Genomic DNA, 26,162 nt, shown 5'->3' on the forward strand with positions numbered 1-26,162 from the left:
CTTCCCTACGTAGTCCAATATAGACGCCTCCGCCGGCTCTGCGCCGGGCATTCACAAGCTTTCAACGCTTCGGCCGGGGGCGATATTCCCCTCCAGGTCCCGTGCGGCGTGCGGCACGGGCCTCGCGAACCTTCACGAGCCGATCAACACGGTTACTTACGATACCATCCACCCCCATGTCCAGCAGTGCGTGCATGGTCGGTTCCTCATCGATCGTCCACGCGTGCACCTCGCATCCGGCGCGGTGAGCGGCAGCAACAAAGCGTGGAGTGATGACCTTGATCCCCCTGAAACGAATGGGGACTTGGAGCGCTGCGTAAGGCGCGAGAATTCTTGCGTTCAGGCGCTCGACACCAAGGCTGGACGACGCGAGAAAGGCAGCCACGGTAGAGCGGGACGCACTCGCCATCACTGGACGCCCGCACTGCCGGCGCGCCAGTGCGACAACCTCACGCGCGACCGCAGGGTCGAAGCTCGTGAGGCACACGCGACGCCCAGCTCCCGTTCTCGCAATGGCCGCCACCGTTGGCGCAATTGCGCGAGCGCTTTTCACATCGATGTTGAAGGGTACATCCGAAAAGGCGTCCAGGGCATCTTCAAGCCGAGTCACCGTTCCTGCGCCTTGAACGCGCAAGGAACTAAGCTCTGTCCAGGACGTTTCAGCTACGGCTCGAGGGTCTCCCTGGGCGATACGAGAAAGACTCGCGTCGTGAATGGTGAGCGCCACGCCGTCGCTACTGGCGCGAACGTCGGTCTCGAGTACGTCGGCTCCTTGCGCGAGCGCCGCTTCAAATGCTTCGAGAGTATTTTCCCCGCCGTGAGGGGCAAAGCCGCGGTGTGCGATGGCACGGGGGAGTGGGCCCGAAAAATATCGACGCTCCATCTCACTCATCACTCTTGCCTTTCTTCGAGAAGCGAATCTTCCTCGTCCTCGTCGGTCCCACGAGACCTGTGGTGGCCCCCGCGAGTAGAACCGTAGCGATGCAACCGTCCGTGTGCGGAAGGCGACGCCTGACCCCCGGGTGCCCCGGGCGCTGAGGAAGTGTCGGGCTCCGCTTCTCTTTCTTCGGCCTCATCGCGCAGTGTACGACGCACCGCGACCACAAAGCCGAGGAGGAAGAACACCGAAAAGATCCACCATTGGAACGCGTACGAGAGGTGGGGTCCAATCGACGTCTCGGGTTTGCTAAGGCCGGCAAGACCTTCCGGCGCGGTACCGTTTTCGCGCACGGCCTCGCCGTACGTGCCTTCGAGGACCTGGGTGAGCCCTGGCGCTTGTGAAACGACATCGGGGGCGTTCACGGAATGAAGCTGCCCTTCGACCTGAGGCCTGTCTGTAAGGCGCGGCTCTGTGGGCCTCAGCCGGGCGACAAGCTCCACCTCGCCGCTCGGAACATCGGGGCGCGTCGAGGGAACCGAATCCGTCTGCCCCGCGACAACCCACCCTCGCACCACGAGAAGGGTCTGCCCCGATACCGCCTTAAAAGGCACGAGCTGCCAAAAACCCACGCTTGAGCCTTGCACGCGGTTTCGAACGTAGAGCACGCATTCAGGCTCCGCGCAATAGTGACCGCGAGCTTTCACAACCGTGTAATCGTCACTCGCTGCAAGCTTCGTCCGTGCCGAGGCTGGAGCGTCGGCAAGGGGAATCGGCTCGGCATCGTAGTGCTGTTCGATCACGTCCGCACGGGCGTTCTTTTCCTCGAACCGATGCCACTGCCAGATCCCGAGGCGCACGCACGTCAAAGTAGCAAGGAGGACAAAAAGAAGGGCGAGCGCCCAGCGCCACGTGACGACGACGCGCAGATTCGCACCCCTCACAGGTGCTCACCACCCCAGGTCTCGCGCACCGTGCCATCGTCATCAACCGTGATAAACGGCTGTGAGGCCTCCGCGGTGAGAACGAAAGGCGCAGGTTGCGAGTCGTGACTCTGAACTCCCGTAGCGCTAGTAGGAACTGCTTGATCGTTGGCGACGAGCACTGCAAAAAGAGGGAGAATGACCGCGCCGATCAGCGCGGCGAGCTTCCACGCGCCAGGCACGATGATGAGAAGCACGAGACACACCATGCGGATCGCCATTGCCACGATGTAGGTGCGCGAACGGCGCGAAACATCAACCGATCGGGCAACGGGAATGGCCGCGGGAGGGGTCGAAAACGACGTGTGGTCACTCGCGGGTGGAAAAGAGCTTTCGAGGCGCTCAGAGGGCATGAAAACCCGTCGTTGGCAAATGGTGCGCGAGTGAAGCCGCCGCGCTTTCCCCCTTGGGGAGTTCATTCATCGCATAAGAGTAGAGCTGCGCAAACCCGTACACACTAGCGGCCGCAAGCACAAGGCCCACGAGGCACAGGCACAGATTCACGATGAGCCTTCTCCTACCGGCGTGCGGATCGTGCGGACCGAAAGCACGCGGTTTCTCGGGAGGAAAACCATTCACGAGTGAGGTATCGGTGTCGCGCATTTCGACGTGCCCGGGTAGCTCTACTCGAGCTGGGTACTGGCCTGGGCGCTCGGCAACAACACCGCTCGCACGGAGAGTTTCACTTCGAGTGACGGGAGCCGGAACAGCGGGGGAAGGTCCGACGGTTGCCGGGTCAAAGTCGAGGCGCCACCCAGCGGGTGTTTCGGGCCATCGCGGATCGGGGCTCCACGACGCGGGGAGATCGCCCGTTCCTTCGGGGGGCTCAGGCCATGACGGAGGCGGATTGAAGCGCTTAGCCATCGGTGCTCTCCTCCCAAGCGCGAATCAGGTCCATAGCCATGCCGTTCCATCGTAGGCTATGCGCGGCCGCACGATCTTTAGCGATAGGGTGGGCGCGAGACTCATTCTTCCACAGCGTGAAAGGGCTACCGTGACCTCACGAAGCGTGTTGATTACCGGCGGCAATCGTGGCATTGGCTACGCGCTCGCCGAACACTTTATTTCCCTCGGCGACAAGGTTGCCGTGACATCGAGGTCGGGCGAGGGCGGCCCCGAGGGAGCCCTCACCGTCAAGGCAGATGTCACCGATCCGGCCTCGCTTGACGAGGCCTTTGCCGAGGTCGAAAAGGAACAGGGGAGCGTTGAGGTTCTTATCGCCAACGCGGGCATTACCGACGATCAGCTCATGCTCCGCATGAGCGATGATTCTTTCGAAAGCGTTGTCAACACCAATCTCAACGGGACGTTCCGCACGGTGAAGCGTGCGATTAAGAGCATGATGCGCAAAAAGCAGGGCCGCATCATTCTTCTCTCCTCTGTCGTGAGCCTCCTTGGTTCCCCGGGGCAGGTCAATTACGCCTCCTCCAAAGCCGGACTTATCGGAATGGCCCGCTCACTCACGCGCGAACTCGGCTCACGTGGCATTACGACAAACGTGATCGCTCCCGGCTACATCGAAACGGAGATGACGAGCCAGCTCGACGACGCACGTAAGAAGCAGTATCTTTCGCAAATCCCCGCGGGGCGCTTCGCCGCACCCGCCGAAGTTGCCAAGGTCGCGGCGTTCCTCGCGAGCGACGATGCGTCCTACATCTCGGGTGCGGTCATTCCTGTTGATGGCGGCCTCGGCATGGGACACTGAAACCACCTCACCACGAGTACAAAACTGACGTCGAACGCGCCTTCGGGGCGCAGAATGGGTGAAATTGCGTGAGTGATGAACCTCCTAGTCGCATCCTCCTCCTGATGCGGCACGGAAAAGCAGAATCGGATGCCGCAAGCGATATGGAGCGCGCTCTTACCGACAAAGGGCATTCCCAGGCCCGGCTCATCGGTGATTACCTCCGCGCTCAAGGTGTGAAGCCGAGTCGTGTCCTCGTATCGACCGCGGCGCGCACGCAAGAAACGTGGAGCGACGTTCATCATTCGCTCGGCGACATCGAGTGCGAAGTGAGTGTCCTCGATGATCTCTACCACGGAGGAGTTCGTGATGTCCTCCGGATTGTCCGTGGAGTCGACGAAACTTCGAAGGTCCTGCTCGTTGTAGGGCACGAACCCACCATGAGCCAGTTGGCCGCCTATCTTGGCAACGATGACCGCTCTGATTCCGCGGCGCTTGCACAGGTGCGTATCGGCGTGCCCACCGGCTCGATGAGTGTTCTCACGTCGAGAGCCGAGACGTGGCAGGACATCGCCGAGGACGAACTCGACCTGCTCACCCTCGTGCGAGGTTAGCCTCGAAAGGACAACGAAAAAGAGGCGCCCCTTCGAGGGCGCCTCTTTTTTCAGGTGTTAGTGCTGTGGCTCGATGATGGTGCCTTTGCCGATCACCGTGATGCCCGAATCAGTCACGGTCCAGCCGCGAGCGAGATCTTCCTCGCGGTTGAGGCCAATCTGCGTACGCGGCGGGATATCAATATCCTTATCGATGATCGCGCGATGAATTTGCGAGTGGCGCCCCACGGTCACGTTATCCATAATGACCGAATCGGAGATCGAGGACCATGAGTGCAACTGCGCACCGGGGCCGATGACCGAGTTCGAGATTTGCGCGCCCGAAACGACGACGCCCGCCGAAACGATCGAATCTACCGCGGTGCCCACGCGGCCGGGACCGGCGTGCACGAACTTCGCGGGAGCAAGTGCCGAGCGCGACTCGGTGAAGACCGGCCACGCGGTGTTGTAGAGGTTGAAAATCGGGTGGATCGAAATGAGATCCATGTGCGCTTCGTAGAACGCATCGAGAGTACCGACATCGCGCCAGTAGTCGCGGTCGCGATCGGTCGAGCCAGGCACATCGTTGCGAATGAAGTCGTAGACGCCCGCGTCATCGAGGTTCACGAAGTGGGGGACGATGTCGCCGCCCATATCGTGCTTGGAGTCGGCATCTTCGGCGTCTTTCGTCACGGCCTCAACGAGAGCATCGGCCGTAAATACGTAGTTGCCCATCGAGGCGAGCACCGAGTCTGGGTCGTCCGGAAGCCCCTGAGTCTCCTTCGGTTTCTCCACAAACTGGGAAATGCGCGTGGGATCCTCGGGATCTACCTCGATCACGCCGAACTGATCCGATTGTTCGATGGGTTGGCGAATCGCGGCAACCGTGCACGAACGCCCCGACTCGATGTGTGCCTCCACCATTTGGGAGAAGTCCATGCGGTATACGTGGTCGGCGCCAACCACGACGATGTAGTCGGGCTTTGAATCGCCAATGATATTGAGGTTCTGGTAGATCGCATCGGCACTTCCGAGGTACCAGTGCTTGCCCATGCGCTGCTGGGCCGGCACGGGAGCAACATAATTGCCGAGAAGCGAGCTCATGCGCCACGTCTTCGCAATGTGCGTATCCAGTGAATGCGACTTGTACTGCGTGAGAACCACGACCTGGAGATACCCAGAGTTCACGATGTTCGAAAGCGCGAAATCGATGAGTCTGTAGGAGCCGCCGAACGGAACGGCGGGCTTTGCGCGATCGAGTGTGAGCGGCATGAGGCGCTTGCCTTCACCGCCGGCGAGAACAATTGCGAGGACCTTCGTTGCGACCATGCTTCCATCCTAATGCACAGTTAGCTGCATCACGTCATCGTTCACCCTGTGCTCACCTGGAGGCCGCTGAGCTTTTATTTCGCTGGAAGATCCGGACCACGCGCGGCACGATGAGTGTGACTATCATGACAGTGGGGCTGCGCTCAACGAGCGAGTCGATCAGTGCATCCCTATCACCCGAGAGGATTTCCCACAGTGAGGCAGACCGGCATGCGCGTTGATATCTTGACGAAGGAGTACCCGCCAGCGATTTACGGAGGTGCCGGCGTTCACGTCGATGAACTCAGCAAAGTGCTCCGCAATCGCGTTGACATACGCGTACGGTGCTTCGGGGAGAAACGCGAGGCCCCCGGTGTTCAGGCCTACTCCGTGCCTGCTACGCTCGCCAACGCCAATTCCGCTCTGCAAACCTTCGGCATTGACCTTGCGATGGCGGAGGATTGCGCGGGCGCAGACCTCGTGCACTCACACACGTGGTACGCGAACTTTGCCGGGTTTGCCGCCCAACAGTTGCACTCAATTCCGCACGTGCTCTCGGCGCACTCTCTCGAACCGCTGCGCCCGTGGAAGGCCGAACAACTCGGCGGCGGCTATAGGCTCAGTTCTTTCGCGGAGAAGACCGCTTACGAAAATGCCGATGGCATCATCGCCGTCTCCGGTGGCATGCGCGAGGATATTCTGCGCTCGTACCCCAACGTTGACCCCTCACGCGTTCATGTCGTCCACAACGGGATCGACGTGACCGAATGGAAGCCCAATCCGGCAACCGATGTGCATGAGCGCTACGGGATCGACCCCACAGCACCGACCGTCATCTTTGTTGGTCGCATCACCCGTCAAAAAGGCCTGCCGTACCTCCTGCGTGCCTTGCGCACGCTTGATCAGGGAGTTCAAGTCATCCTTTGCGCTGGGGCTCCTGACACTCCTGAGATCGCTGCCGAGGTGGAGAACCTCGTCACGGACCTCAAAACCGCTCGCGAAGGAGTGTTCCTCATTTCCGAGATGCTCCCGCGCCACGAACTTACCCAGCTGCTTTCACACGCCACGACCTTTGTGTGCCCCTCGGTCTACGAACCCCTCGGCATCGTCAACCTCGAGGCGATGGCCTGCGGCATCCCCGTAGTGGGGACGGCGACCGGGGGCATTCCCGAAGTAATCGTTGACGGTGAGACCGGAGTCCTCGTGCCGATCGAACAGGTGAGTGACGGCACCGGCGCCCCGGTCAATCCCGAGAAGTTCGTGGGCGACCTCTCCGATGCCCTCAACGACACGATCGCCAACCCCGAGCGTGCTCGAGCCTGGGGTAAGGCCGCGCAGCAGCGCGCCCGCGATCACTTTTCATGGGAGTCTATTGCTGACCGCACGCTCGAGGTTTACAACGCCGTGCTCCGCGGCGACGCATAGCTGAGCGTCTGCGCCAACACCGCACGCCCCTCGCGTGCAAGAAATCGCAATTCCTCGAGGGCCCGTTGTGCACTCGGCTCACCGGAGGCCGTCGCTTGCGTGATCCCCGCTTCCGCAAGCGACACCACCCGCCCCGCAAGCCTTGCCGCGTGAGCGTGGGTCGCGGGCATTCCACGCGGAGGTTCGATGAGCACCCATCCTTTCGGAAGAGCATCGGGGCGAACGGGTTCTTCAGGAATCATGTCGTATTCACGAAGCCTTTCATGGCTTCCCGACAGGGCGCGATAGAGCCGCTCTCGGGCATGCGCGGCTTCCGAGCCCGCTACGTGGGTTGAAGTGCCAGGCACATCCGTGCGCACAAGATCGAGCGTCGTGGCACCCTCGTAGCGCGGCGAAGCAATGGTGAGCTGATGGGAGGCATGAACACCGTCGCCCACCGTGAGTGCTTGGCCACCCGCGAGCGCAGCCATGACGGCTCGGGGACCGCCCACGAGCCCCGCAATCCTCCCGGGCTCGGGCATGACGAGTGTGAGCGCGGGAGAGGTGAAAGCGCGCACTTCAAGTAACCAGGCGAGAGTGTCGAAGTGTGCGCCTCCAAAGGTTCCTTCGTCCGCATCAAGGAGATCAGCGGCCTCCTCAAGAGAAATGTCTCGGCGCAAGGCAGCTCCCGCAAAAAGCGAGAGTGCCCCGAGGTAAGGGGCCGCAATGAGATTCCCCAGAGAGGAAGGCGCGTGCGATGTCGCAGCGATGATTCTCATGCAGACGTCGGACCCTGCCCCTCACTCGCGTGGCCCGGGCGCCCCGAGCTGACCACCGAGAATTCAGCCCAGTTCCTTTCCTCATCGACGCTTTCGAGCCGCGCCGTGACGCGGGTGCCAATCGGTAGCCGGGCGCCGTCAATCCACCGCGCGACCGGCGGGTTACTGAACTGCACCTCAATGCGGTCGGGCCGAGCATTGGAGGGATTCGAGCCACCATCGGTTTCAGGGCGGAAGTCGAGCACCGTGCCCTCAAATTCGGTTCCCACAAGGGTGGAAAGCACGCCGATCTCGGCGATCTCCCGCGCCTTCTTTTCCAGCATCGAATTGCGTTGCTGAGCCCCCTGCATCAGAGAGGGGAGTTCAGGCAGCGCCGCTCGGATACGCTCATCAAGCGGAGCGCCGGTGATGAGGCTGTGACACACGTGAAGCACGAAACGATCGACGAGTCGGCGTAGGGGCGCGGTCGTGTGCGCGTACGGGGCCGCGATTGCCGATTGTTCAAGAACCTCGGGCAGGGTGCCGTCGAAGGCTTCGTATCCCGCGCCACGGAAAAGTGAGGTTGCCTGGTCGAGAAGGGCGAGATGGCGGCCCTTGCGCCAATCGAGGGTACGCAGAAACTCCCCATAGGGCTGATCCTGAGGCCACGGCTCCTTGAGGGCCGCGGCTTGCGCGCGGAAGCGATCGATCGCCTCTGGAGTCGCGGGCGGCATCGTGCGCAAGATCCCAAGCTTGCCCTCGATCATGATCTTCGCCGCTGCCATGCCCGTCATGAGGGAGATTTGCGCATTGTGTTCCTCGATGGGTTCGGGAAGGCGCCACTGAAGGTGCACCGTATCCTCATCGGTCACGACTTCTTGCTCGGGGGAACTGAGCGAGGCACCACCGCGTTCGATTTCGAGCGCGGCCCGTTTTTCGCCCACTTCAACGAGGAGCTGCATGACCTCTCCAGCCTCCCCTTTCTCGAGTGCATGCTGCACCTCGGTGTAGGCGAGCTTCTGGCGGTTGCGCACGAGCGCGCGCGTGAGATTGACGTTCGTGACGCGTGCGCGTTCATCGAGAGTGAAATCCCATACGAAGGCGGGGGTGTCCTTGTGTGGAAGCAGCGAGGCTTCATCCTCGGAAAGTACTACGGGGTGAAGAGGAATCCGTCGATCGGGGAGATAGAGCGTGAGGCCCCGTTTGCGTGTCTCGCCGTCGAGCGCGCTTTCGGGCTCGACGAAAAGGGGAACATCAGCAATCGCGTATCGCACGCGATAGCCCTCGCCCTCGCGTTCGATATGAAGCGCCTGGTCGAGATCAGTCGAACTCTCCGGGTCGAGGGTGACGAACTCGATCGAGGTGAGATCCGCGTGCCCCGCCGTGTGTTCGCGCCACGTACGCGCCGCGTGCTCGGCTTCTGCGAGGGCCGCCTCGGGGTAGTCGGTGTCGATATCGGACTTCTCGAGTGCCTCATCGATCCTTGCCGCGAGCGTATCGAGTGGTGCTTTTTTGCGGTCGCCGGGCATTGAGAGGCGTTGTACGGGCACAGCTCACTCCTAGGGATAACGGTCCGTTTTAGTCTAGTGAGCACCTCCTGCCGTAGGCTGGAGACATGGTTGCTGTGTGCTCATTGAGCGATGTTGTGGTGCGCCGAGGCGCGAAGACTCTCCTTGATCATGTCGACTTTTGCGCGCGCGAGGGGGAACGTTGGGCGGTGCTTGGCCCGAATGGCGCGGGCAAGTCCACACTCATCCGCCTCCTTTCCTCGCGCCTGCACCCCACGAGCGGGAACGTCCAGATCCTCGAGGAAAAGCTCGGGCGCGTTGACGTATTCGAACTGCGCCCCCTCATCGGTCTTTCGAGCCAGGAGCTGGCCGAGACCATCCCCTCCGAGGAGACGTGCCTCAACGTCGTCATGACCGCTGGTTACGCGGTCGTGGGGCGCTGGCGGGAGCGCTATGACGAGGAGGACGACCAACGTGCCCGGCTGCTTCTTGGCGCGTTTGGCGTCGCCCCGCTTGCCGAGCGCCCTTTCGGTTCGCTGTCGACGGGGGAGAAGAAACGCGTGCTCTCGGCCCGCGCGCTCATGACCGATCCGGAGCTTCTCCTCCTTGACGAGCCCGCCTCCGGCCTCGATGTGGGTGGGCGCGAAGAGCTCGTGCGCTCGCTTAGCACCCTCGCGAAAGACCCCGCCACTCCCGTGACGGTCATGGTCACCCACCATCTCGAGGAAATCCCCGAGGGATTCACTCACGCGCTTCTGCTGCGCGAGGGGCGCGTCGTGGCGTCGGGACCGATCGCGAAGACCCTCACTTCGCAGAATCTCACGCGCACATTTGGCCTTCCGCTCGCACTTGAGGAGCGCGCCGGCCGGTACTTTGCAACGGCGGTTCCTCTTTCGCGATGAATCTTGTACCGATGGGCGCGCATGCGGATCACCCGCTGCTCGCCGATTACGTGTCGATGACCGACGTGAAGCTCCGCTCGAGCCTCGAGGTTGAACGCGGCCTTTTCATGGCGGAGAGCTATAACGTGATCGAGCGCGCCCTCGACGCAGGTGCACAGCCGCGCTCGTTCATGATGAGCGAGAAGTGGCTCGAAAAGTTCTCACCTCTCTTTTCCCGCTTCCCGGATGTGCCGGTATTCGTGGGCACCGAAGGTGAACTCGAGGCGTCGACGGGTTTTCACGTGCACCGAGGCGCGCTTGCCTCGATGCAGCGCCCCGTGAGTCGCTCCGTTGACTCGGTCCTCGAGGGCGCACGCACGGTGGCCGTACTCGAGAACATCGTGGACCACACGAACGTGGGGGCCATGTTCCGAAGCGCTGCCGCTCTTGGGGTGGACGCGGTTCTCGTCACGCCCTCGGCGGCAGACCCTCTTTACCGGCGCGCGATTCGCGTGTCGATGGGCACCGTGTTCCAAGTGCCGTGGGCGCGCATGGAATCGTGGCCGCACGGGGGAGTGGAGATCCTTCGTGCACACGGCTTCAACACGCTTGCTCTCGCGCTTACGGAAAACTCCCGCTCGCTTCATGACGTCGATCTTTCGGCTTCGCGCAAAGTTGCGTTTGTGCTCGGCACCGAGGGGCACGGCCTTACCGCCAGCACGCTTCGTGCCGTGGATGAGAGCGTGATTATCCCCATGAGTGGAGGCGTCGACTCCCTTAACGTGGCTGCGGCAAGTGCGGTGGTGTTCTGGCAACGCGAGGTATGCATGCGCGCGTGAGACGCGTGCGAGTTTAAATGTCCCACCCCTCCCCATAATGAAAACAAGTGTTCGATTATGGGGTGAAACGCTTGTAAATCTCCCTTGATTTCTCCCTCTTTCACTCCTACTATTCGAACACGTGTTCTAGTTCGTGGTGTGGGAAGGAAGAGCGATGTCCGCACAGGCTTCGGCGACACCGCGCGTTGCGGCGGATCCGCAACGCCTCGCGCTCGCGCACTCCATCCTCGGAAAAGCGGAGGCGAAAACCAGGCGTGAGCACAGCCCGCGGCATGAGGAGTGGTCCTCGTGCGAAGGGCGTCAGTTCGCGATCCCCGAGGCCCTTGCCTCACTCATGCCTCAAGGCAAGGTGCGCGCGGGCAGCAGTATTGAAGTCACGGGACCGTGCGGAACCTCTCTCGCACTCGCGTTTGCGGCAGCGGCCATGGGGGAGGAGTCCTGGTGTGCCCTCGTGGGGATGCCACACGTGGGGCTCGCCGCGTGTGCGGATATCGGCATGGACCCGCAGCGCACGGCCCTCGTACCTGCCCCCGGGGTGCAATTGTCGCCCGTACTCTCCGCGCTCATCGATGGAATCGACGTGATCGTTCTCGGTGCAGACCTTGACCTCACACCTGCCGAGTGGCGAGCGGCGGAAAACCGTGCACGCACGCAGGGAACGCTCCTCATTCGCGTGGGGAAAGCACGCTGCGATCTCACCGTGCGCTCCTCCTCTCCGCACTGGCTGGGGCTTGCGCGGGGCTCGGGGAGGCTCAGGCTTCGAAACGCTCGCGTGTCGGCGTGCGGTCGGGGCGTTGAGGGAGCCGGCTCGAGTGTGGGCGTTCGGGTTCCGACGCCCGCTGGGGCACTCTCGAGCGCACCCTGCACAGGGTCTTCCACCCCACACGTGAGTGAAGCACAAACCGAGGCGCGCGCAAGGCTCACGCTCGTGCGATCGGGGGCGCAGTGAAACCTCAGGGCACGCGTACGACGTGCGTATTCATCGAGAATTGGCCCGTGCTCACCGCGGTTGAGGGGTATGAGCGCGCAAACAAAGAAGCACCGAGCGAGATCGCTGTCATGGAGCACCATCGAATCGTGGCCGCAAGCACCGCGGCCAGGCAGAGCGGGGTGGCGCTCGGCATGAAGAAGCGTGCCGCCGAGGCGCTATGCCCGCGTATTGCGATTGTGGAGCGTGACCTCGATGCCGAGTGGCGCGTGTTTGAAAGCGTATGCTCAGCCGTCGACACGGTCGCGTCCGGGATCGAACCTCTCTCACCAGGAACACTCTTGCTTCACACGCGAGGGCCTGCACGACACGCGGGGGGAGAGGAGCCGCTCGTGCGCGCCCTGATCGATGCCGTCGCCGATAACACGGGTTGGGAATGCTCCGTGGGGATCGCCGATGGTCCACTCGGGGCGATTCTCGCCTCCCGCTCGGGGCGTATTGTGCTTCCGGGTGAGTCGGCGCGTTTCCTCGCGCCTTTCCCCATCGACTCACTTGCACATGCCCCCGTGGGCGCTGGTCAGCGGTTTCGGGTACCGGGGGGAGGCGAGGGGGTCGCGCGCGTGAGTGAGCTCATCGACGTGCTTCGCCGCCTCGGTATCAGCTCTCTCGGTGCGTTCGCCGATCTTCCTCGTGCCTCGGTGAGTGCGCGGTTTGGAGCCCTCGGCGTTCTTCTGCATACTCTCGCGTGTGGAGCCGAGATCGGCGAGGGCAAGCGTGAGCGGCCAGCTCAACCGATCCTCGTGGAACGGCACCTCGAGCCGCCACTCGAACGCATCGATCAAGCAGCGTTCATCGCGCGTCCCCTCGCCGAAGAGCTCGAGGAAGAGCTGCGTCAGCGCGGCCTTGCATGCATGGGCTTGCGCATCGTCGCACGCGGCGAAAACGGAAGCGAGATTGAACGCACGTGGCGCCACGAGGGCGCCCTAAGCATTCGCGATGTCGTGGACCGCGTGCGTTGGCAGTGCGATGGTTGGATACTTGCGGCTGAACGCGAGGCTTCCCGTCCCGGCGGGCCCCGTCATGGAGCTCCTTGTGCGGGATCCATCGTGCACATTCAGCTCATCCCTGTGCACACCGAGAGCGCGGGGGAGTATGCGCCGGGGCTGTGGGGGCGTGCGAGCACAGCCGAAAAGCGCGCCGCGCGCGCCCTCACACGCGTGCAGTCGCTCGCGGGGGAGCGGTCCGTGCTTGTGCCCGCCGAAAAGGAGGGGCGTTTCTTGCGCGAGGCAATCGCGGTGCGCCCCTTCCGCACGGCGCCCGCGCGCGAGCGCCGCGAGGGGCCCTGGATTGGATCTCTACCGCGTCCACTGCCCGCCACGGTTTTCACCCAGCAGATTGCGGCGCAGCTTATGGGCGAAGGGCGAGCGGTCTATGTGAGTGCGCGTGGCCTTCTCACGGGCGTGCCTGCTCATCTCGTCCTTATGCGCGAGGAAAGAAGCAGCTGCGAGATGAGAAGCGAGCGCGCGGCGGATACAGCAACCGCAGCAAATCTTCACACCTGCGCACGCGATGTCGCGGCCGTGAGGAGTTCTCGAACGGGTGCGAGCCACGGCGATGAGCACCGTGAGGGTGAGGAGTGCGCTCCCCTTCCCGCGGCACTGCGCCACTTCGGCTACGAGAGGCTTCTCCCTATCGCACACTACAGCGCCCCCATGCTCATCGATCAGCGGTGGTGGAGCGAGGGAGAAGGAAGCCGCAGGGGAGCGCGGCTTCAGGTCGTGCTCGAAAGCGGTGAAGCGCTCGCGCTGCTCTCGAGGGAGCGCACGTGGGAAGTAGAGGCGATCTATGACTAGGTACAGCGCGGGGAAGCGGGATCGCAAGAAAAGAGGCGGGCATGAGTAAATGGTTTCTAGGGCCGCCCTCGTGGCGCGATCTCGAGGCGGTTCTCAGTGATCGGCCCACACCCGTGCGCCCCACGGTGCGCGTCATCCGTACCGGGGTAGGCGAGAAGCCTGAGCATAGCGGCGAGGGCGAAGAGCAAACACGCCCTCGCCAGGCGGGAAGTAGGCACGAGATCCCCTTCGCCGAGCTCCACGCACACTCACACTTCAGTTTTCTCGACGGAGCTTCGAGTCCCGAGGACATGGTTGAGGAAGCGGCTCGGCTTGGGCTTCGCGGTCTGGCCCTCATCGATCACGATGGGTTTTACGGGGCGATTCGCTTCATGAAGGCAGCGTCCGAAGTTTCGCTTCCCACCGTCTACGGCGCGGAGCTCACGCTTCCCGCGGGGTTTACGGCTGCCCTCACGGGGGAGTCCTCGACCGCCACGCCGGCTCATCCCGCCGTTGCGAGCGCCGCCCGGACGGGAAGCGCCGACCCCGAGGGTGAACACCTCGTGCTTCTCGCTCGCGGAATCGCGGGGTATAGGCGGCTTTCTTCCCTTATGGCGCGCGCACATCTCGCCGGTCCCGGCAAGGGCGAGCCGCTTTATCGTTTCGAAGCTGTGCGGGAGGCCCTCGCGAGCGGGGATGTCGTCGCGCTCACGGGCTGCCGAAAATCACCTTTTGTGCAAGAGGCTCTAGCGGTTCTGCCGCAAGGGGATATGGAGGCTTCGGCATGTGCTGCCGCGCGAGGAATCGAGGCTGCGCTCCAGGCAACCGGAATGCTCCACGCGGGGGATGCCGTGCCTTCTCACATGCCTCGGCCGCCGCGCGTGATCATCGAGCTTCCGCTCACGGGTGAGGCTCTCGAATCAGAGCTTCACGACGCCCTCGCTCAAGGCGCGCGCATCGTGCGCGAAGAGCACGGCCTAAGTGAAGCCGAACTGCCCGTTGCTCTCACCACCAACGCGCACTACGCACGCCCGGAGAATAAGCACCTTGCGGACACCCACGCCGCGCTTCGCGCACGGCGAAGCCTCGCCGACGCCGACCCCTACCTCCCCTCGCGGCTTGCCCATCTCAGGAGCGGGGCGGAACTCACCCAGCTCGTCCCGCGCTATCCGCGCGCGATCACCACCGCCGCGAGCCTTGCGTCAACGCTTGCCTTCGATCTTTCACTCGCCGCCCCCAACCTTCCACCAGCCCCCACCCCCGAGGGGCACGGTGAGGAAAGCTGGCTTCGATCCCTCACCGAGCGCCTCGGCGAGAAACGCTACGGCCCGCGAGAAAATCCCCGTGTTGAGGGGGCGTGGGAGCAGGTCGACCACGAGCTTCGTGTCATCACTGATCTGGGCTTTCCGGGGTACTTCCTCATCGTCTACGACATCGTCGAATTTTGCCGCACCCATGGCATCCTGTGTCAGGGGAGGGGCTCCGCCGCCAACTCCGCCGTGTGCTACTGCCTCGGCATCACGTCGGTCGATCCCGTTTTTCACGGACTTCTCTTCGAACGTTTCCTTGCACCCGAGCGGGACGGCCCTCCGGACATCGACGTCGACATTGCCGCCGATAGGCGAGAGGAAGTCCTTCAGTATGTTTTCGAGCGGTACGGGCGCGAGAACGCCGCGCAGGTCGCGAACGTCATTTCCTACAAGGCGAGGCTCGCGGTACGCGACGCGGCGCGCGCGCTCGGCTATAGCGTGGGGCAGCAGGATGCGTACGCGAAAACAATCGAACGTTCCTTCTCTTCGCTGAGCGATGCGAACATTCCACGCGATGTGAAAGACCTCGCGACTCAGCTTCGCGATGCCCCGCGCCACCTCGGCATTCACTCGGGCGGAATGGTGCTGTGCGATCGTCCCGTGATCGATGTCGTCCCGGTCGAACACGCACGCATGGAGGGCCGAACCGTCGTGCAGTGGGACAAAGACGACTGCGCCGATGCGGGGCTCGTGAAGTTCGATCTCCTCGGCCTCGGTATGCTCACGGCTCTCGATCACGCCTTCGAGATCGTCGCGCGCGTTCACGGTGAAGCGTTCACCCTCGCGAGCATCCCGCAAGAGGACCCCGCGCTCTACGACATGCTGTGCAGCGGAGACGCGGTGGGCGTGTTCCAGGTCGAATCTCGTGCGCAGATCGCGACTCTTCCACGCCTCAAGCCGCGCGAATTTTACGATCTCGTTGTCGAGGTCGCACTCATCCGCCCCGGTCCTATCCAGGGTGGGAGCGTCCACCCGTATCTGCGCAGGCGCTCCGGAGCAGAAGATGTCACCTACCTCCACCCGCTTCTCGAAAAATCCCTCGGCCGCACTCTCGGGGTGCCGCTCTTCCAAGAACAGCTCATGCAGATGATGATCGACCTCGCGAGCTTCACGCCGTCGCAGGCGGATCAGCTTCGCCGCGCGATGGGATCGAAACGCTCGACACGGAAAATGGCCGCGATGCGCGAATCGATGTTTGAGGGCATGGCCGCAAACGGCCTTACGCCTGAACAGTGCGAACTCGTGTACCGCAAGATCCTCGCGTTCGCGAGCTACGGCTTTCCCGAGTCACACGCGTACTCTTTCGCCTATCTCGTGTACGCGAGCGCGTTTCTCAAATGTCACTTTCCCGCGGCATTCACGGCCGCGCTCCTTCGGAGCCAACCGATGGGCTTTTATTCGCCGCAGTCCCTCGTTGCCGACGCTCGCCGACACAGCGTTGAGGTGAGGGGCGTGGACATCACCCGCAGCGACGCGTGGGCGAACCTGGAGCTCGATGCCGAGCATGCGGCTTATACCTTCGCTGCGCGCGCGAAGGCGCACGACGGCGCCCACCCACCACAGGTACGGGGGAGTGAGGCGACGAGTGGCCCCGTGATCCGGCTCGGGCTCGAATCGGTGCGAGGGATCTCCCGCACGCTCGCAAAGCAGATTTGTGAGGAGCGCGCACGCGCACCCTTCCGCTCAATCGCGGATCTCGCGCACCGCACGGGCCTCGATACACGTCAGCTCGAGGCACTCGCCACGGCGGGGGCGCTCGACGCACTCGCGCCTTCGAGGCGCGCCGCCCTCTGGAGCGCGGGCACGGCGGGAGCCGTGAAGCCCGGGATGATCCCCGGACTCGCATTCGCGCAGAAGGCCCCGACGCTGCCTGGGATGAGCGACGCCGAGCTCGTGGCCGCCGATACGTGGGCCACGGGAGTTTCCCCCGCGCGCCACCCGTTCACGCTTGCCCGCGAAAGCGCGCGCGAGGGGGGTGTGCTTCGCATCGAGGACGCCAAGAAAGTCGCGCATGGCACGCGTGTGTGGACGGCCGGCATAATCACCCATCGCCAGCGACCCGCGACCGCCACGGGCATCACGTTCCTTGGTCTCGAGGATGAAACGGGCATCCTCAACGTCGTGTGCTCGCACGGTTTCTGGAGTGCCAACAGGGCACTTCTTCGTACCGCGCCCGCGGTTCGCGTGCGCGGCCTCGTCGAGCGCAACGAGGACGGCGTTGTCAGTTTCCTCGCCGATGCCGTCGAGCCGCAGTCGCTCGAGGCGACCACGACCTCGAGGAACTTTTGCTAGCCCGCGGCCCGTGCAACCCCTATGCTCGGCGCCTGTCGCGGGGCCGAGGAAGGCTTCACTCGGCGTGCCCCGCGCGAGAACACGAGCGTGAGGGCAAAACTCACGGCGGCGAAGAGGGCGAGTTCCGCGAGAGTCGTTCCAGTCGAGACGATCGCACCGCCGAGGGCAGCACTCACGAGACCCTGGGATGCAACGGTGAGCGGCATGAATGCAGTGAGGGACTGCAAGAGCGAGGGGGCACTCTCGAGCGGGAGGATCCCCACGAGGGCAACGACTTGAAGCACGAGGACGATGATTGACACCACTCGCCCCACTCGCACACCACACACGGTCAGAAGCATTTGATGCACGATCGCGAAGCACAGGGCCGCGGCTACCGTAATGGCGGCCACCGAGGCAAGCGACGCCACGGGCACGCCGAAGGCCACGAGCAAGCCGATCACCAAGAGCGCCTGGCAAGCGGCAACGACGAGCGGCCACAGAAGCGACCGCAAAGCCACCCGCCACATGGGACGGGCCGAATCGAGGAACCTCTCACGAAGCGCCGGCCACACGAGGAAAATCCCGAAGGCGCCAAGCCACAGGCCGAGTGCCGCGACGAAGGGGAACGTCGCGACGGCGCCGCCATCGGCTTCGTTTTCGCGCGTCGTCGAAAGCGTCACGGCTTTCGTGCTCACCTCGGAGAGGTGCTTGCGTTCAGTTTCGGAATAGCTCGGGACTTCCTCGGCGCCGTCCCGAAGGCCGCTCGCGAGTTCGCCACTGCCGTCCGCGAGGCCGCGAGTGCCGTCCGAAAGCTGAGTGGTGCCGTCGGCGAGGCCATGTGCGCCCTCCACGAGAGGCGCGGTGCCCGAGGCAAGCTTGGATGTGCCGTTCGCAAGCCCATCAGCACCCTCGGCAAGCTGCCCCGTGCCCGAGGCGAGCTCGCTCGTCCCTCCCGCGAGTCCCTTGGCACCCTCGTCGACCTGGGCTGCGCCGCTCGAAAGCTTTCCGGCGCCATCGGCAAGCTGCGTTGCCCCGTCGCGAGAGGCATCGATGCCATCAGCGACTTGCGCCGCTCCCGGGGCCAGCTGCGCCGCACCATCTCCGAGCTTCGCGATCCCACCGTTCAGCTGATTGATGCCGTCCACGAGTTGCGGAGCGGCGTCGGCGGAGGCCGATGCGCCGTCGGCAAGCTTTCGCGCGCTCGGCGTAAGGCCCGGGTTCTCACGCGACCCGTCCCCCTCGAAGACGGTGTCGACGGCCTGGGGAACAACCTGCTCGGAAAGTGCTGATCGCACGCCATTCACGCCTTCCTCGCTCATCTGGGTGAGCCCGCCGCACATGTCGTCGAGACCCAAGACACGCGGGTCCCCGCTAAGGCGAGGATCAGCGCTAAAGGCCTGTTCGAGTTCCGTACAGCTCGCGGCGAGTGTGCTCATCGATTCCGCGAAGCCCGGTTGACCGTCGCGCCCCGTGTCGAATGCTTGATCGATACCATGCTGAAGACCCTGCGTGAGTCCCTCTTGGGCTTGGGGGAGTCCTGAAGCGTACTGCTCGAGGCCTTCCGCCAGCTGCTGCGCGCCGCCCGCGAGTCCGGGATTTTCCGCGCTCCCGTCGCCATTGACCCCCGACGCGAGCTTTTCGGCGCCCTGGCGAAGCCCGGGCTGCGCGTCGGTGCCGTTGAGTCCGTCGGCAAGCTGGGCAACACCTCCAGAAACCTTATGTGCGCCATCGGAAAGCGCACCGAGGCCCGTCGAGAGGTCGTGCGCGCCACCGGCGAGCCCGTCCGTTCCGGACGCAAGCACGCCCGTGCCGTCCGCGAGTTTGTGTGCACCGTCGGAGAGTTTCTTCGTTCCCTGATCAAGACCGCGCACGCCATCGGCGAGTTTCCCCGCACCGTCGTCGAGCGAGACCACGCCGCCATTCAGTTCGTCAATTCCTGTGGCGAGCTTACCGGCGCCGTCGTCGAGGCCTTTCGCGCCGTCGGCGAGTTCGTGGGCACCGTCGGACAGTTCACCTGCGCCATCGGCGGACTTGGTGAAGCCGTCTTTGAGGCTGTTGAAGCCCACGTACATTCCCTCGAGGTACTGCTTTGTCATCGTTCCGTTGAACTCGCTCGCAACGACCTGGGTAATGGCCTGGCCCACCATCGAGTCGAGCATGCCCGAGGAGTCATTCGTGTTGACGATCACGGTGGCCTGGCGAGCATCGGTCTTGCCCATGGTTCCCAGGTTGTTGCTGAAGTCCTTGGGGATCACGACGACCGCGGAATAGGTGCCGTCCTCGAGTCCGGCTTCGGCGTCTTTCTGCGTCGTGAGTTGCCAATCAAAGCCCGTGGAGTCGAGGTTTACCGAGCTGCCGTCGGAACCATCTCCCTCCATGGTGCCCGGCTGCGTGAGCGCCCCCGCGAGAAGCCTTCCGAAGGGGACGGTTTGCGTGTGCCCGTCCACCTCCATTTCCGTTCCCTCATCGAGGTTGACCACGGCTGCGGGCACATTTTCGAAGCCCGACGCGCGGTCTTTGAGCGCCCATATGCCGACCCCCGCCACGAGGAGCGGCAAGAGCACAACGACGAGAAGGGCTTTCGGGAAGCGAGCGAGGGTTTTCATGCGTATGCCTCCGCATCCGTGTGTAGTGGCAGGGGATCGGTGTGGTCGGTGACGAGGTGTGCGAGGGGGAGGACCTCGACGCGTGCGGGGTCCCGCAGACGTTCGGCAAAGCCCTCAGTCAGGGCGTCCACGCCGATGACGATTGTTGTTCCGTGTGAGGCAAGCAGTTCGAGTCGGTCAAGCGCCGTGTCGCCTGCTTCGAGAAGGTCGGAAAGGGATGCGATGACAACAATCCGCGTGTCGCGTTCTCGCACGAGCGCCTGGCCGCATGTGCCACCGCGGCCTTCGGGGTAAAGCTCAACGTGTGCTTGCGCCGCTCCCGTTTCGCCGGGAACCTGACGATCGTGTACGAAGAGTGTGCCGGTTGAGGGCTCGAGGCGCGCGGAGAAAAGTGCGAGGACGCTTGCGCGCGCGTCCGCGTCTTCACTTGCGAGAAGCGTGATGGACCCGGGGGCCAGAGCCCCGGAGAGTGGGCCGAGCGTTCCGCGGCCGCTCACGCGCGGGATTTCGACGTCGCGAAGCCGCAGCGCGCTGGCGCCGTTCGCCGCCGTCCACTCGCGGTGCTCCAGGGCAATTCCTAGCCCTTCGCCTTCAACGTCGAGGTGGGGGAGGAGGCGGTCGAGAACAGCAGGGAATCGCCACGCGCGATCGCCGAGGAGGGCGAGAACGGCGGGCACGAGCGTCATGCGCACAACGAAAGCATCCACGAAAACGCCGACGGCGAGGGAAAGAGCGATCGGCTGAATCATGTACTTCGACCCGGGAATGAAACCCGCAAAGATGAAGATCATGATTGCCGCGGCCGCGATCACCACGGGCGCCGATGCCGTGAACCCTTTAATGATGGCCTGGCGAGGATCGCGGGTATGCATGTACTCCTCGCGCATGCGCGTCACGAGGAAGACCTCGTAATCCATGGCGAGGCCGAAGAGTACGCCGAGTGTCATGATCGGCAAAAATGGAATCACTGGCCCCGTGGCTTTCGCTTGGAGGAGGTCCGCGCCCCACCCGTAGGTGAACACCATGGAGGTCACGCCGAAAGCAGCCCCCGCGGAGAGAAGGAAGCCGACGGCTGCTTTCAGGGGAACCCAGATACTTCGGAACACCATCGCGAGAAGCACGAGGGAGAGCCCCACGACAAAAATTGTGAAGGGAAGGAGGGCCTTGTCGAGGCGGTCGGCAATGTCGATCGCCACGGCGGTGGCACCCGTAACCTTGATATCGGAGATGCCGAGGTCCTTTTCCCACTGAGGCGCATCGGTGCGGAGGGTGTCCACGACGTTCTTGGTGAGCTCTGAGGTGGGGCCTTCGGTAGGTCGAAGCACAACGACGCCCATGTCGGCGCCCATGTTGGGGGTCGCAATCTGCACGCTGTCCACGCCGTCGATCGCGAGAACGTCCCGCTCGAGTTCATCCATGACGCCGAGCGGATCCTTCGTGTTGATAATGTCGGCGGTCAGCATGATCGTCGCGTTGTGGCCCGCGCCGAATTTCTCGGCCACGATGTCGTAGGCTTCGCGACCGTAGGAGCCCGGATCTTCCGTGCCCTGGTCGGGAAGCGCAAGTTCGAGGTCTTTGAACGGAATGGCCACCGCGCCGAGCCCCACCGTGACCACGATGATCGTCACGAGGGGGAAGCGAATGGCGGCGCGCACCCAGCGTTCAAGCAGGGGAGTGCGGGCAGCGCGGGTGGAGGGGTCCGACGCTTGCTGGGCGGTGCGTTGACGCTGGCGTTTGGGGCGGATTTTCTCGCCGAAGAGTCCAAGGATTGCGGGCAGGAGCGTGAGCGCGGCGAGCACGTTGCACGCGACCGCCACTGCGGACACAACACCCATGACGGTGATGAAGGGGATGCCGGTGATGAGCAGCCCCACGAGGGCGATCACGACCGTGAGGCCCGCGAAGATGACGGCGCTACCGCTCGTGGCGGTTGCGCGCGCGATGGATTCATACGGGTCGAGACCGCTTCGAAGCTGGTCGAGGTGCCGCGAGACGATGAAGAGCGAGTAGTCGATGCCCACGGCGAGGCCCAGCATGAGGGCGAGAGTTGGGGTTGCCGAGGAGATCGTGAAGATGCTCGTGCCCATGAACATGACGATCATCGAGACGATGATGCCCGTGATCGCAGTGACGATGGGAATGAAGGCGGAGCGCACTGCGCGGAAGACGATGCTGAGCACGATGAGGGCGGCGATCACGCCGAGGACCTCCATGATGCTCATCCCCATTTCGGGGGTCATCGTGACCTGACCACCGATGTAGGCGTGGAGGCCATTGCTCGTGTGAGTTGTGTCGTCAACGATGTCCGTGAGCCCGTTCAAGGTTTCTTTGGGGACGACGTCGAGCTCGGGGTCGAGCTGGATGTTCGCGATGATGGCCGTGCCGTCCTCGCTTTTTTCGCCCGGCATGTCCTTGTCGAACGGATTTGTTGCGGTTTCGACGCCCTCGACCTCGCGGGCGCGGTCCATCGCTTTGATGATCTGGTCCTCGTGGGCGGTGATGGGGGAGTCGTCTTCGCTGACGAAAATTATCTGGCCACCCGTGCCACCGAGCTGCGGGAAGCGCGTGGCGAGGGAGTCGAGGCCTTCTTGAGATTCGGTTCCGGGGATGCTGAAGGCGTCGTCAAGGCCTTTCCCGAGGGTGAGCGCGCCGGCGGCGGCGAGGAGGATGATCGCGAACCACGTGCCGAGAACTTTCCAGGGCGAGCGTGCGGCGCTGAGGCCGAGGCGGTACAGGGTCGATGACACGAATGCTCCTCGCTACTCTCGAGACACTGAATACACTTTCGTATCGAGTTCGATACTAAGATGTCTCGAGTAGGACCCGTAAGGCCAACAGGAGCAATATCGTGGACGTCACAGCCTCGGAGAGCGCGCAGCCGGCGCGATCCAAGGAGAACACCCGCCGAAGGCTCGTCGACGCCTCCATCGACGTTTTCACGCAAAAGGGCGTTGAGGGGGCCACGGTCGATGACCTCACTCGGGCCACGGGCTTCACGCGCGGCGCTTTCTATTCAAACTTTTCCTCGAAAGACGAGGTCTTTTGGGAGGCCTTCACCGAGGTCACGACGCGGGCGCTAGCGGCCACGCAGCCCTTCCCGAATGCAGAAGACCAGGGGAGCAGCGCCCCTGAAAGCGCCGGCGAACCAGATCTTCTCGAGTCCCTCGAGTCACTTCGTCCGCTCGGCCTTGCCTGGTACCTCATGCACACCGAGGCCGTGTCACTCTCCCTTCAAAACATCGACGCTCGTACACACCTCGGGCGCGAGCGTGATCGCCTTATCACGGGGATCGCGCAGATCTTCGAAGAGCTTTCGGCGAGATACCCGATCACCCTCACCGTTCCGGCAGAAACACTTGCGGAAACACTTCTCGGGGTCTATCTCAACCGCATGGTCGCTGAACTCGCCACGGGGGAGAGACTCGAGGAAGACACCTCCCGCATTCTCGAAGCGATCCTTGATGCCTTCGTTGAAGGACGTGGCACACACGCTCCCGCAGTGCCTTGGAAGCAATGAGGAGGGCGAAGCGGCTCTAAGGTAGGCGCATGGGAGAAAACACCACGGGCTCACCAAACACCAAGTCGCGCAGCAAGGCCGCGTACGCGACGCGAGGAAATTCGCATTACGACCTTTTGAGCGCACTCATGGCGGTCGTCGTCGTCATTTCCGGCATTGGCGCCGCCAAGGGCGTCACGATCGGATTCGTCATTACCGACGCGGCGTTCTTTCTTTTTCCTCTTGCCTATATCCTTGGCGACATCATCACCGAGCTGTATGGACCGAGTGCTGCGCGCCGCGCCATCCTGACGTCCTTCGCGCTCAATATTTTCGCGGTCGTGTGTTACGCCGTGATCATTTGGCTTCCGGGCTTCGATGACGATTACGGAGTTGCGAAACAGGGAGCGCTCGAGCTGGCGATCGGGCCGGTATGGCAAATCGTTCTTGCCTCGCTGTGCGGTTTTCTCGCGGGTCAAACGCTCAACTCGTTGATCGTGAGCCGAATGAAGCGCCGCACGGGCGAGCCTGGCATCGTCGCTCGACTACTCATGTCAAGCGGCACGGGCGAACTGGTTGACACGATGATTTTCTGCACGATTGCCGCGCCGGTGCTTGGGATCACGACAGTCGGCCAATGGCTCAACTACACGGCCTTCGGCTTCCTGTACAAGGTCATCGTGCAATACGCGGCCATTCCCGTGACGGCTCACGTGATCGCACGACTCAAAAAGGCTGAGCCTAGCTACCAAGAAGCCCTCACGCGAATTGCATAGAGGTTGTGGAGGTTATAGGCATCGGCGCAGTTCCGCCTCGCCACACGTATTACGCCGATAATGTACGTTATGTAAAGTGAACGCTGGGAGCGCCACCCACTTCAGTCCGACGGTTGCCGATCTACCGTCGGACCCACTCCCCGCACACCAGCACCACGACCGGATACGAAAATCGCGCCCCTAGGCTCCGCACGCGCCGCAATGAGGGGCAAGCCCCTTGTCCGTGCACGCTTCGCACCGCAAAAATTGCGTGCGGCACGAGGGATTTTCACAGTTGACGTAAACCGGCGTTTTCTCGCCGCACGAGACGCACGACCCGAGAGATTCCGCGCCGTCACCGAACTCCATGTGCATACGGCCGTCAAACACGTAGAGCGAACCGTCCCACAGCCCGTCATTGCCGTATTTTTCGCCGTAGCGAACGATTCCGCCGTCGAGCTGGTACACATCCGTAAAGCCGCGATTTTTCATGAGAACCGTGAGAACTTCGCAGCGGATACCGCCCGTGCAGTACGTCACGATCGGGCGGTTCTTGAGGTCGTCATACATCCCCGATTCAAGCTCGCCCACAAAGTCTCTCGTTGTTTCCGTTTCGGGCACGATCGCCCCGCGGAAGCGCCCAATTTCCGCCTCCATACGGTTGCGCCCGTCGAAAAAGACAACCTCTTCTCCGCGAGAATCCACGAGCGCATGCAAAGCCTCTGGGCTTAGGTGCTCTCCCCCGCCAATCACGCCCTCGGCACCCACCTTAATTTCCTCGGGAACGGTGAAGGTCACGAGTTCTTCTCGAACCTTCACGGAGAGCTTCGGGAAGTCAGCACCAGTTCCCTCAGACCATTTAATGTCGGCTCCGTGAAATGGCGCGTAGGCCTTCGTACGCTTGACGTACTGCTTGACAGCGCCGATCTCACCTCCGACGGTCGCGTTGATGCCATCTTTCGAGATGATCACTCGCCCTTTGAGGCCAAGCGACTCGGCGAGGGCAAACTGCCAGAGTTTCACTGCCTCCGGATCGGCGAGCGGAGTGAAAACATAGAAGAGAACGATTTTGTGAACGGCCACGTCACAAGTCTAATCTGCCGAGGAATAACTCTCCGACGACTTGGCGTTCAAGGAAGCATTAGCCGTGCACATTAGGAGGTTTTCGTGCTCGATCCCACCACGCTCTTCACCTATGAGCGCGATGTCGACTCGCGTTCGCTCCACGCGAGCACGCTCGTCGTGACTCTCGGCTCGTTTGTGGACTCCGGGCGTGTCCAGGAGAAACTCGACGAGTTCATCACGGCGAATCATCCGAACCGCCTCGTGGGCACGTTCGATTCCGATCAGGTCATCGATTACACCGCTGTACGCCCTCCCATCTCCCTTGACCAGGATCATCTCACCGGGTACTCCTCCCCTGCGCTGACACTTCGTGAGGTCACGCCCGAGGGCGAGAAGCCCTTCCTTCTGCTCAGTGGTCCCGAACCGAACTTTCAATGGGAACGCGTTGCGCACGCCGTGCGCATTATCGTTGAGCAGCTCGGCGTGACGCGCACCCTTGTTGCCACGAGTTTCCCCGGCGCAACACCGCACACACGACCCGTGGCCGTGAGCCGCTACGCCGGCGACCCCAAGGACCTCGTTCTTGCGAGCCCGTTCCCCGGCACGATCGAGATGCGGGCCTCCTTCCCCGCTCTGCTGATCGTTCGCATGGCTGAAGCAGGTCACCCCATCATTGGGCTCGCCGCCCATGTGCCGTCCTATGCACATGAAATCGAGTACTACCCCGCGCTCCCTGCACTGTTCACGGCACTTGACATCGAGGGCGGTCCGGCGTTCACGCCCACAAAGGAACTCGAAGAGAAAATCGCCGAGGTGCGCGAGGCGCTTGACCACAGCGCAGCGGAAAATGAGCAGCTCTCCTCTCTCATCAAAGGGTTTGAGGAAAACTATTCGCGCATGGACGGGATGGTGCAGCACCTCTCCCCCGGCACCGACACTCCCCTGCCTGGCGCCGAAAAGCTCACCGACGAAGTCGAGGACTTCCTCAAGGAAATTTCTGATGAGCCGGAAAACACGGACGGACGAAGCGATGACCGCGGCCCTGATTCGGTAGGCTAAAT

21 protein-coding genes are annotated in these 26,162 nt (G+C 63.0%); 11 read left to right on the forward strand and 10 right to left on the reverse strand.

Annotation, left to right across the window (positions count from 1 at the left end):
* Positions 1 to 61: 61 nt before the first annotated feature.
* Genes DAD186_RS05370 through DAD186_RS10845 form a run of 4 tightly spaced genes read right to left on the reverse strand, consistent with a single transcriptional unit; the run spans position 62 to position 2,724 of the window.
* Positions 62 to 892 (reverse strand): glycerophosphodiester phosphodiesterase family protein, encoded by an 831-nt coding sequence (locus tag DAD186_RS05370; RefSeq protein ID WP_065248742.1) that lies wholly within the window; start codon positions 890 to 892, stop codon positions 62 to 64.
* Complete coding sequence (locus DAD186_RS05375; RefSeq protein WP_065247816.1) at positions 892 to 1,821, reverse strand: SURF1 family cytochrome oxidase biogenesis protein; 930 nt, start codon at positions 1,819 to 1,821, stop codon at positions 892 to 894. The genes DAD186_RS05370 and DAD186_RS05375 overlap by 1 nt, the downstream gene beginning before the upstream one ends.
* A complete protein-coding gene (locus DAD186_RS05380; RefSeq protein ID WP_065247817.1) occupies positions 1,818 to 2,213 on the reverse strand; it encodes a DUF3099 domain-containing protein in 396 nt (131 codons plus the stop codon). Before DAD186_RS05380 ends, DAD186_RS05375 begins: the two co-directional genes overlap by 4 nt.
* Complete coding sequence (locus DAD186_RS10845) at positions 2,203 to 2,724, reverse strand: hypothetical protein (protein ID WP_065247818.1); 522 nt, start codon at positions 2,722 to 2,724, stop codon at positions 2,203 to 2,205. The genes DAD186_RS05380 and DAD186_RS10845 overlap by 11 nt, the downstream gene beginning before the upstream one ends.
* Before the next feature lie 58 nt (positions 2,725 to 2,782).
* On the opposite strand from DAD186_RS10845, the gene fabG reads away from it, so the two are divergent.
* Positions 2,783 to 3,565 carry a 3-oxoacyl-ACP reductase FabG gene (gene fabG / locus DAD186_RS05390; RefSeq protein WP_236886205.1) on the forward strand — a complete coding sequence of 261 codons (783 nt, stop codon included), beginning with the start codon at positions 2,783 to 2,785 and terminating at the stop codon, positions 3,563 to 3,565.
* A gap of 68 nt (positions 3,566 to 3,633) precedes the next feature.
* The gene (gene sixA / locus DAD186_RS05395; RefSeq protein ID WP_236886206.1) at positions 3,634 to 4,158 is read left to right on the forward strand and encodes a phosphohistidine phosphatase SixA; all 525 of its coding nucleotides are present in this window, start codon (positions 3,634 to 3,636) and stop codon (positions 4,156 to 4,158) included.
* A 57-nt stretch (positions 4,159 to 4,215) separates the two neighbouring features.
* On the opposite strand, the gene glgC is transcribed toward sixA, so the two are convergent.
* Positions 4,216 to 5,466, reverse strand: a complete 1,251-nt coding sequence (gene glgC, locus DAD186_RS05400) for a glucose-1-phosphate adenylyltransferase (protein ID WP_065247820.1) — start codon at positions 5,464 to 5,466, stop codon at positions 4,216 to 4,218.
* A gap of 210 nt (positions 5,467 to 5,676) precedes the next feature.
* Between glgC and glgA the strand changes: the two genes are divergently transcribed.
* Entirely contained in the window at positions 5,677 to 6,870 is a 1,194-nt protein-coding gene (gene glgA / locus DAD186_RS05405) for a glycogen synthase (RefSeq protein WP_065247821.1), read from the forward strand.
* On the opposite strand, the gene DAD186_RS05410 is transcribed toward glgA, so the two are convergent.
* On the reverse strand, positions 6,840 to 7,628 hold the full coding sequence (locus DAD186_RS05410; RefSeq protein ID WP_065247822.1) for a hypothetical protein: 789 nt from the start codon (positions 7,626 to 7,628) through the stop codon (positions 6,840 to 6,842). The genes glgA and DAD186_RS05410 overlap by 31 nt on opposite strands.
* Positions 7,625 to 9,157 (reverse strand): RNB domain-containing ribonuclease, encoded by a 1,533-nt coding sequence (locus tag DAD186_RS05415; RefSeq protein ID WP_236886207.1) that lies wholly within the window; start codon positions 9,155 to 9,157, stop codon positions 7,625 to 7,627. The genes DAD186_RS05410 and DAD186_RS05415 overlap by 4 nt, the downstream gene beginning before the upstream one ends.
* Before the next feature lie 65 nt (positions 9,158 to 9,222).
* On the opposite strand from DAD186_RS05415, the gene DAD186_RS05420 reads away from it, so the two are divergent.
* The 5 genes from DAD186_RS05420 to DAD186_RS05440 all read left to right on the forward strand — a co-directional run bounded on the left by DAD186_RS05420 (position 9,223) and on the right by DAD186_RS05440 (position 17,197).
* Positions 9,223 to 10,017: an ABC transporter ATP-binding protein gene (locus DAD186_RS05420; protein WP_065247824.1), complete on the forward strand. Its 795-nt coding sequence runs from the start codon at positions 9,223 to 9,225 to the stop codon at positions 10,015 to 10,017.
* Positions 10,014 to 10,835: a TrmH family RNA methyltransferase gene (locus tag DAD186_RS05425; RefSeq protein WP_236886208.1), complete on the forward strand. Its 822-nt coding sequence runs from the start codon at positions 10,014 to 10,016 to the stop codon at positions 10,833 to 10,835. Before DAD186_RS05420 ends, DAD186_RS05425 begins: the two co-directional genes overlap by 4 nt.
* 154 nt (positions 10,836 to 10,989) lie before the next feature.
* On the forward strand, positions 10,990 to 11,784 hold the full coding sequence (locus tag DAD186_RS05430) for a hypothetical protein (protein WP_065247826.1): 795 nt from the start codon (positions 10,990 to 10,992) through the stop codon (positions 11,782 to 11,784).
* 47 nt (positions 11,785 to 11,831) lie between these two features.
* Complete coding sequence (locus DAD186_RS05435; RefSeq protein ID WP_157457091.1) at positions 11,832 to 13,616, forward strand: DNA polymerase Y family protein; 1,785 nt, start codon at positions 11,832 to 11,834, stop codon at positions 13,614 to 13,616.
* Positions 13,617 to 13,657: 41 nt separating this feature from the next.
* The gene (locus DAD186_RS05440) at positions 13,658 to 17,197 is read left to right on the forward strand and encodes an error-prone DNA polymerase (protein ID WP_065247828.1); all 3,540 of its coding nucleotides are present in this window, start codon (positions 13,658 to 13,660) and stop codon (positions 17,195 to 17,197) included.
* Here DAD186_RS05440 and DAD186_RS05445 read toward each other — a convergent pair.
* Both DAD186_RS05445 and DAD186_RS05450 read right to left on the reverse strand, forming a co-directional pair.
* Positions 17,194 to 19,785 (reverse strand): YhgE/Pip domain-containing protein, encoded by a 2,592-nt coding sequence (locus DAD186_RS05445; protein WP_065247829.1) that lies wholly within the window; start codon positions 19,783 to 19,785, stop codon positions 17,194 to 17,196. The genes DAD186_RS05440 and DAD186_RS05445 overlap by 4 nt on opposite strands.
* A complete protein-coding gene (locus DAD186_RS05450) occupies positions 19,782 to 22,532 on the reverse strand; it encodes an MMPL family transporter (RefSeq protein ID WP_065247830.1) in 2,751 nt (916 codons plus the stop codon). The genes DAD186_RS05445 and DAD186_RS05450 overlap by 4 nt, the downstream gene beginning before the upstream one ends.
* Positions 22,533 to 22,633: 101 nt before the next feature.
* Between DAD186_RS05450 and DAD186_RS05455 the strand changes: the two genes are divergently transcribed.
* Positions 22,634 to 23,302 carry a TetR/AcrR family transcriptional regulator gene (locus DAD186_RS05455; RefSeq protein ID WP_208854247.1) on the forward strand — a complete coding sequence of 223 codons (669 nt, stop codon included), beginning with the start codon at positions 22,634 to 22,636 and terminating at the stop codon, positions 23,300 to 23,302.
* 29 nt (positions 23,303 to 23,331) lie between these two features.
* Positions 23,332 to 24,057 carry a queuosine precursor transporter gene (locus DAD186_RS05460; RefSeq protein ID WP_065247832.1) on the forward strand — a complete coding sequence of 242 codons (726 nt, stop codon included), beginning with the start codon at positions 23,332 to 23,334 and terminating at the stop codon, positions 24,055 to 24,057.
* A 180-nt stretch (positions 24,058 to 24,237) separates the two neighbouring features.
* Here DAD186_RS05460 and trhO read toward each other — a convergent pair whose 3' ends face one another.
* Positions 24,238 to 25,119: an oxygen-dependent tRNA uridine(34) hydroxylase TrhO gene (trhO, locus tag DAD186_RS05465; RefSeq protein ID WP_065247833.1), complete on the reverse strand. Its 882-nt coding sequence runs from the start codon at positions 25,117 to 25,119 to the stop codon at positions 24,238 to 24,240.
* Between the two features lie 84 nt (positions 25,120 to 25,203).
* Between trhO and DAD186_RS05470 the strand changes: the two genes are divergently transcribed.
* Complete coding sequence (locus tag DAD186_RS05470) at positions 25,204 to 26,160, forward strand: PAC2 family protein (protein ID WP_065247834.1); 957 nt, start codon at positions 25,204 to 25,206, stop codon at positions 26,158 to 26,160.
* Positions 26,161 to 26,162 lie beyond the last annotated feature (2 nt).

The organism is Dermabacter vaginalis, assembly GCF_001678905.1.
GTDB classification, from domain to species: domain Bacteria; phylum Actinomycetota; class Actinomycetes; order Actinomycetales; family Dermabacteraceae; genus Dermabacter; species Dermabacter vaginalis.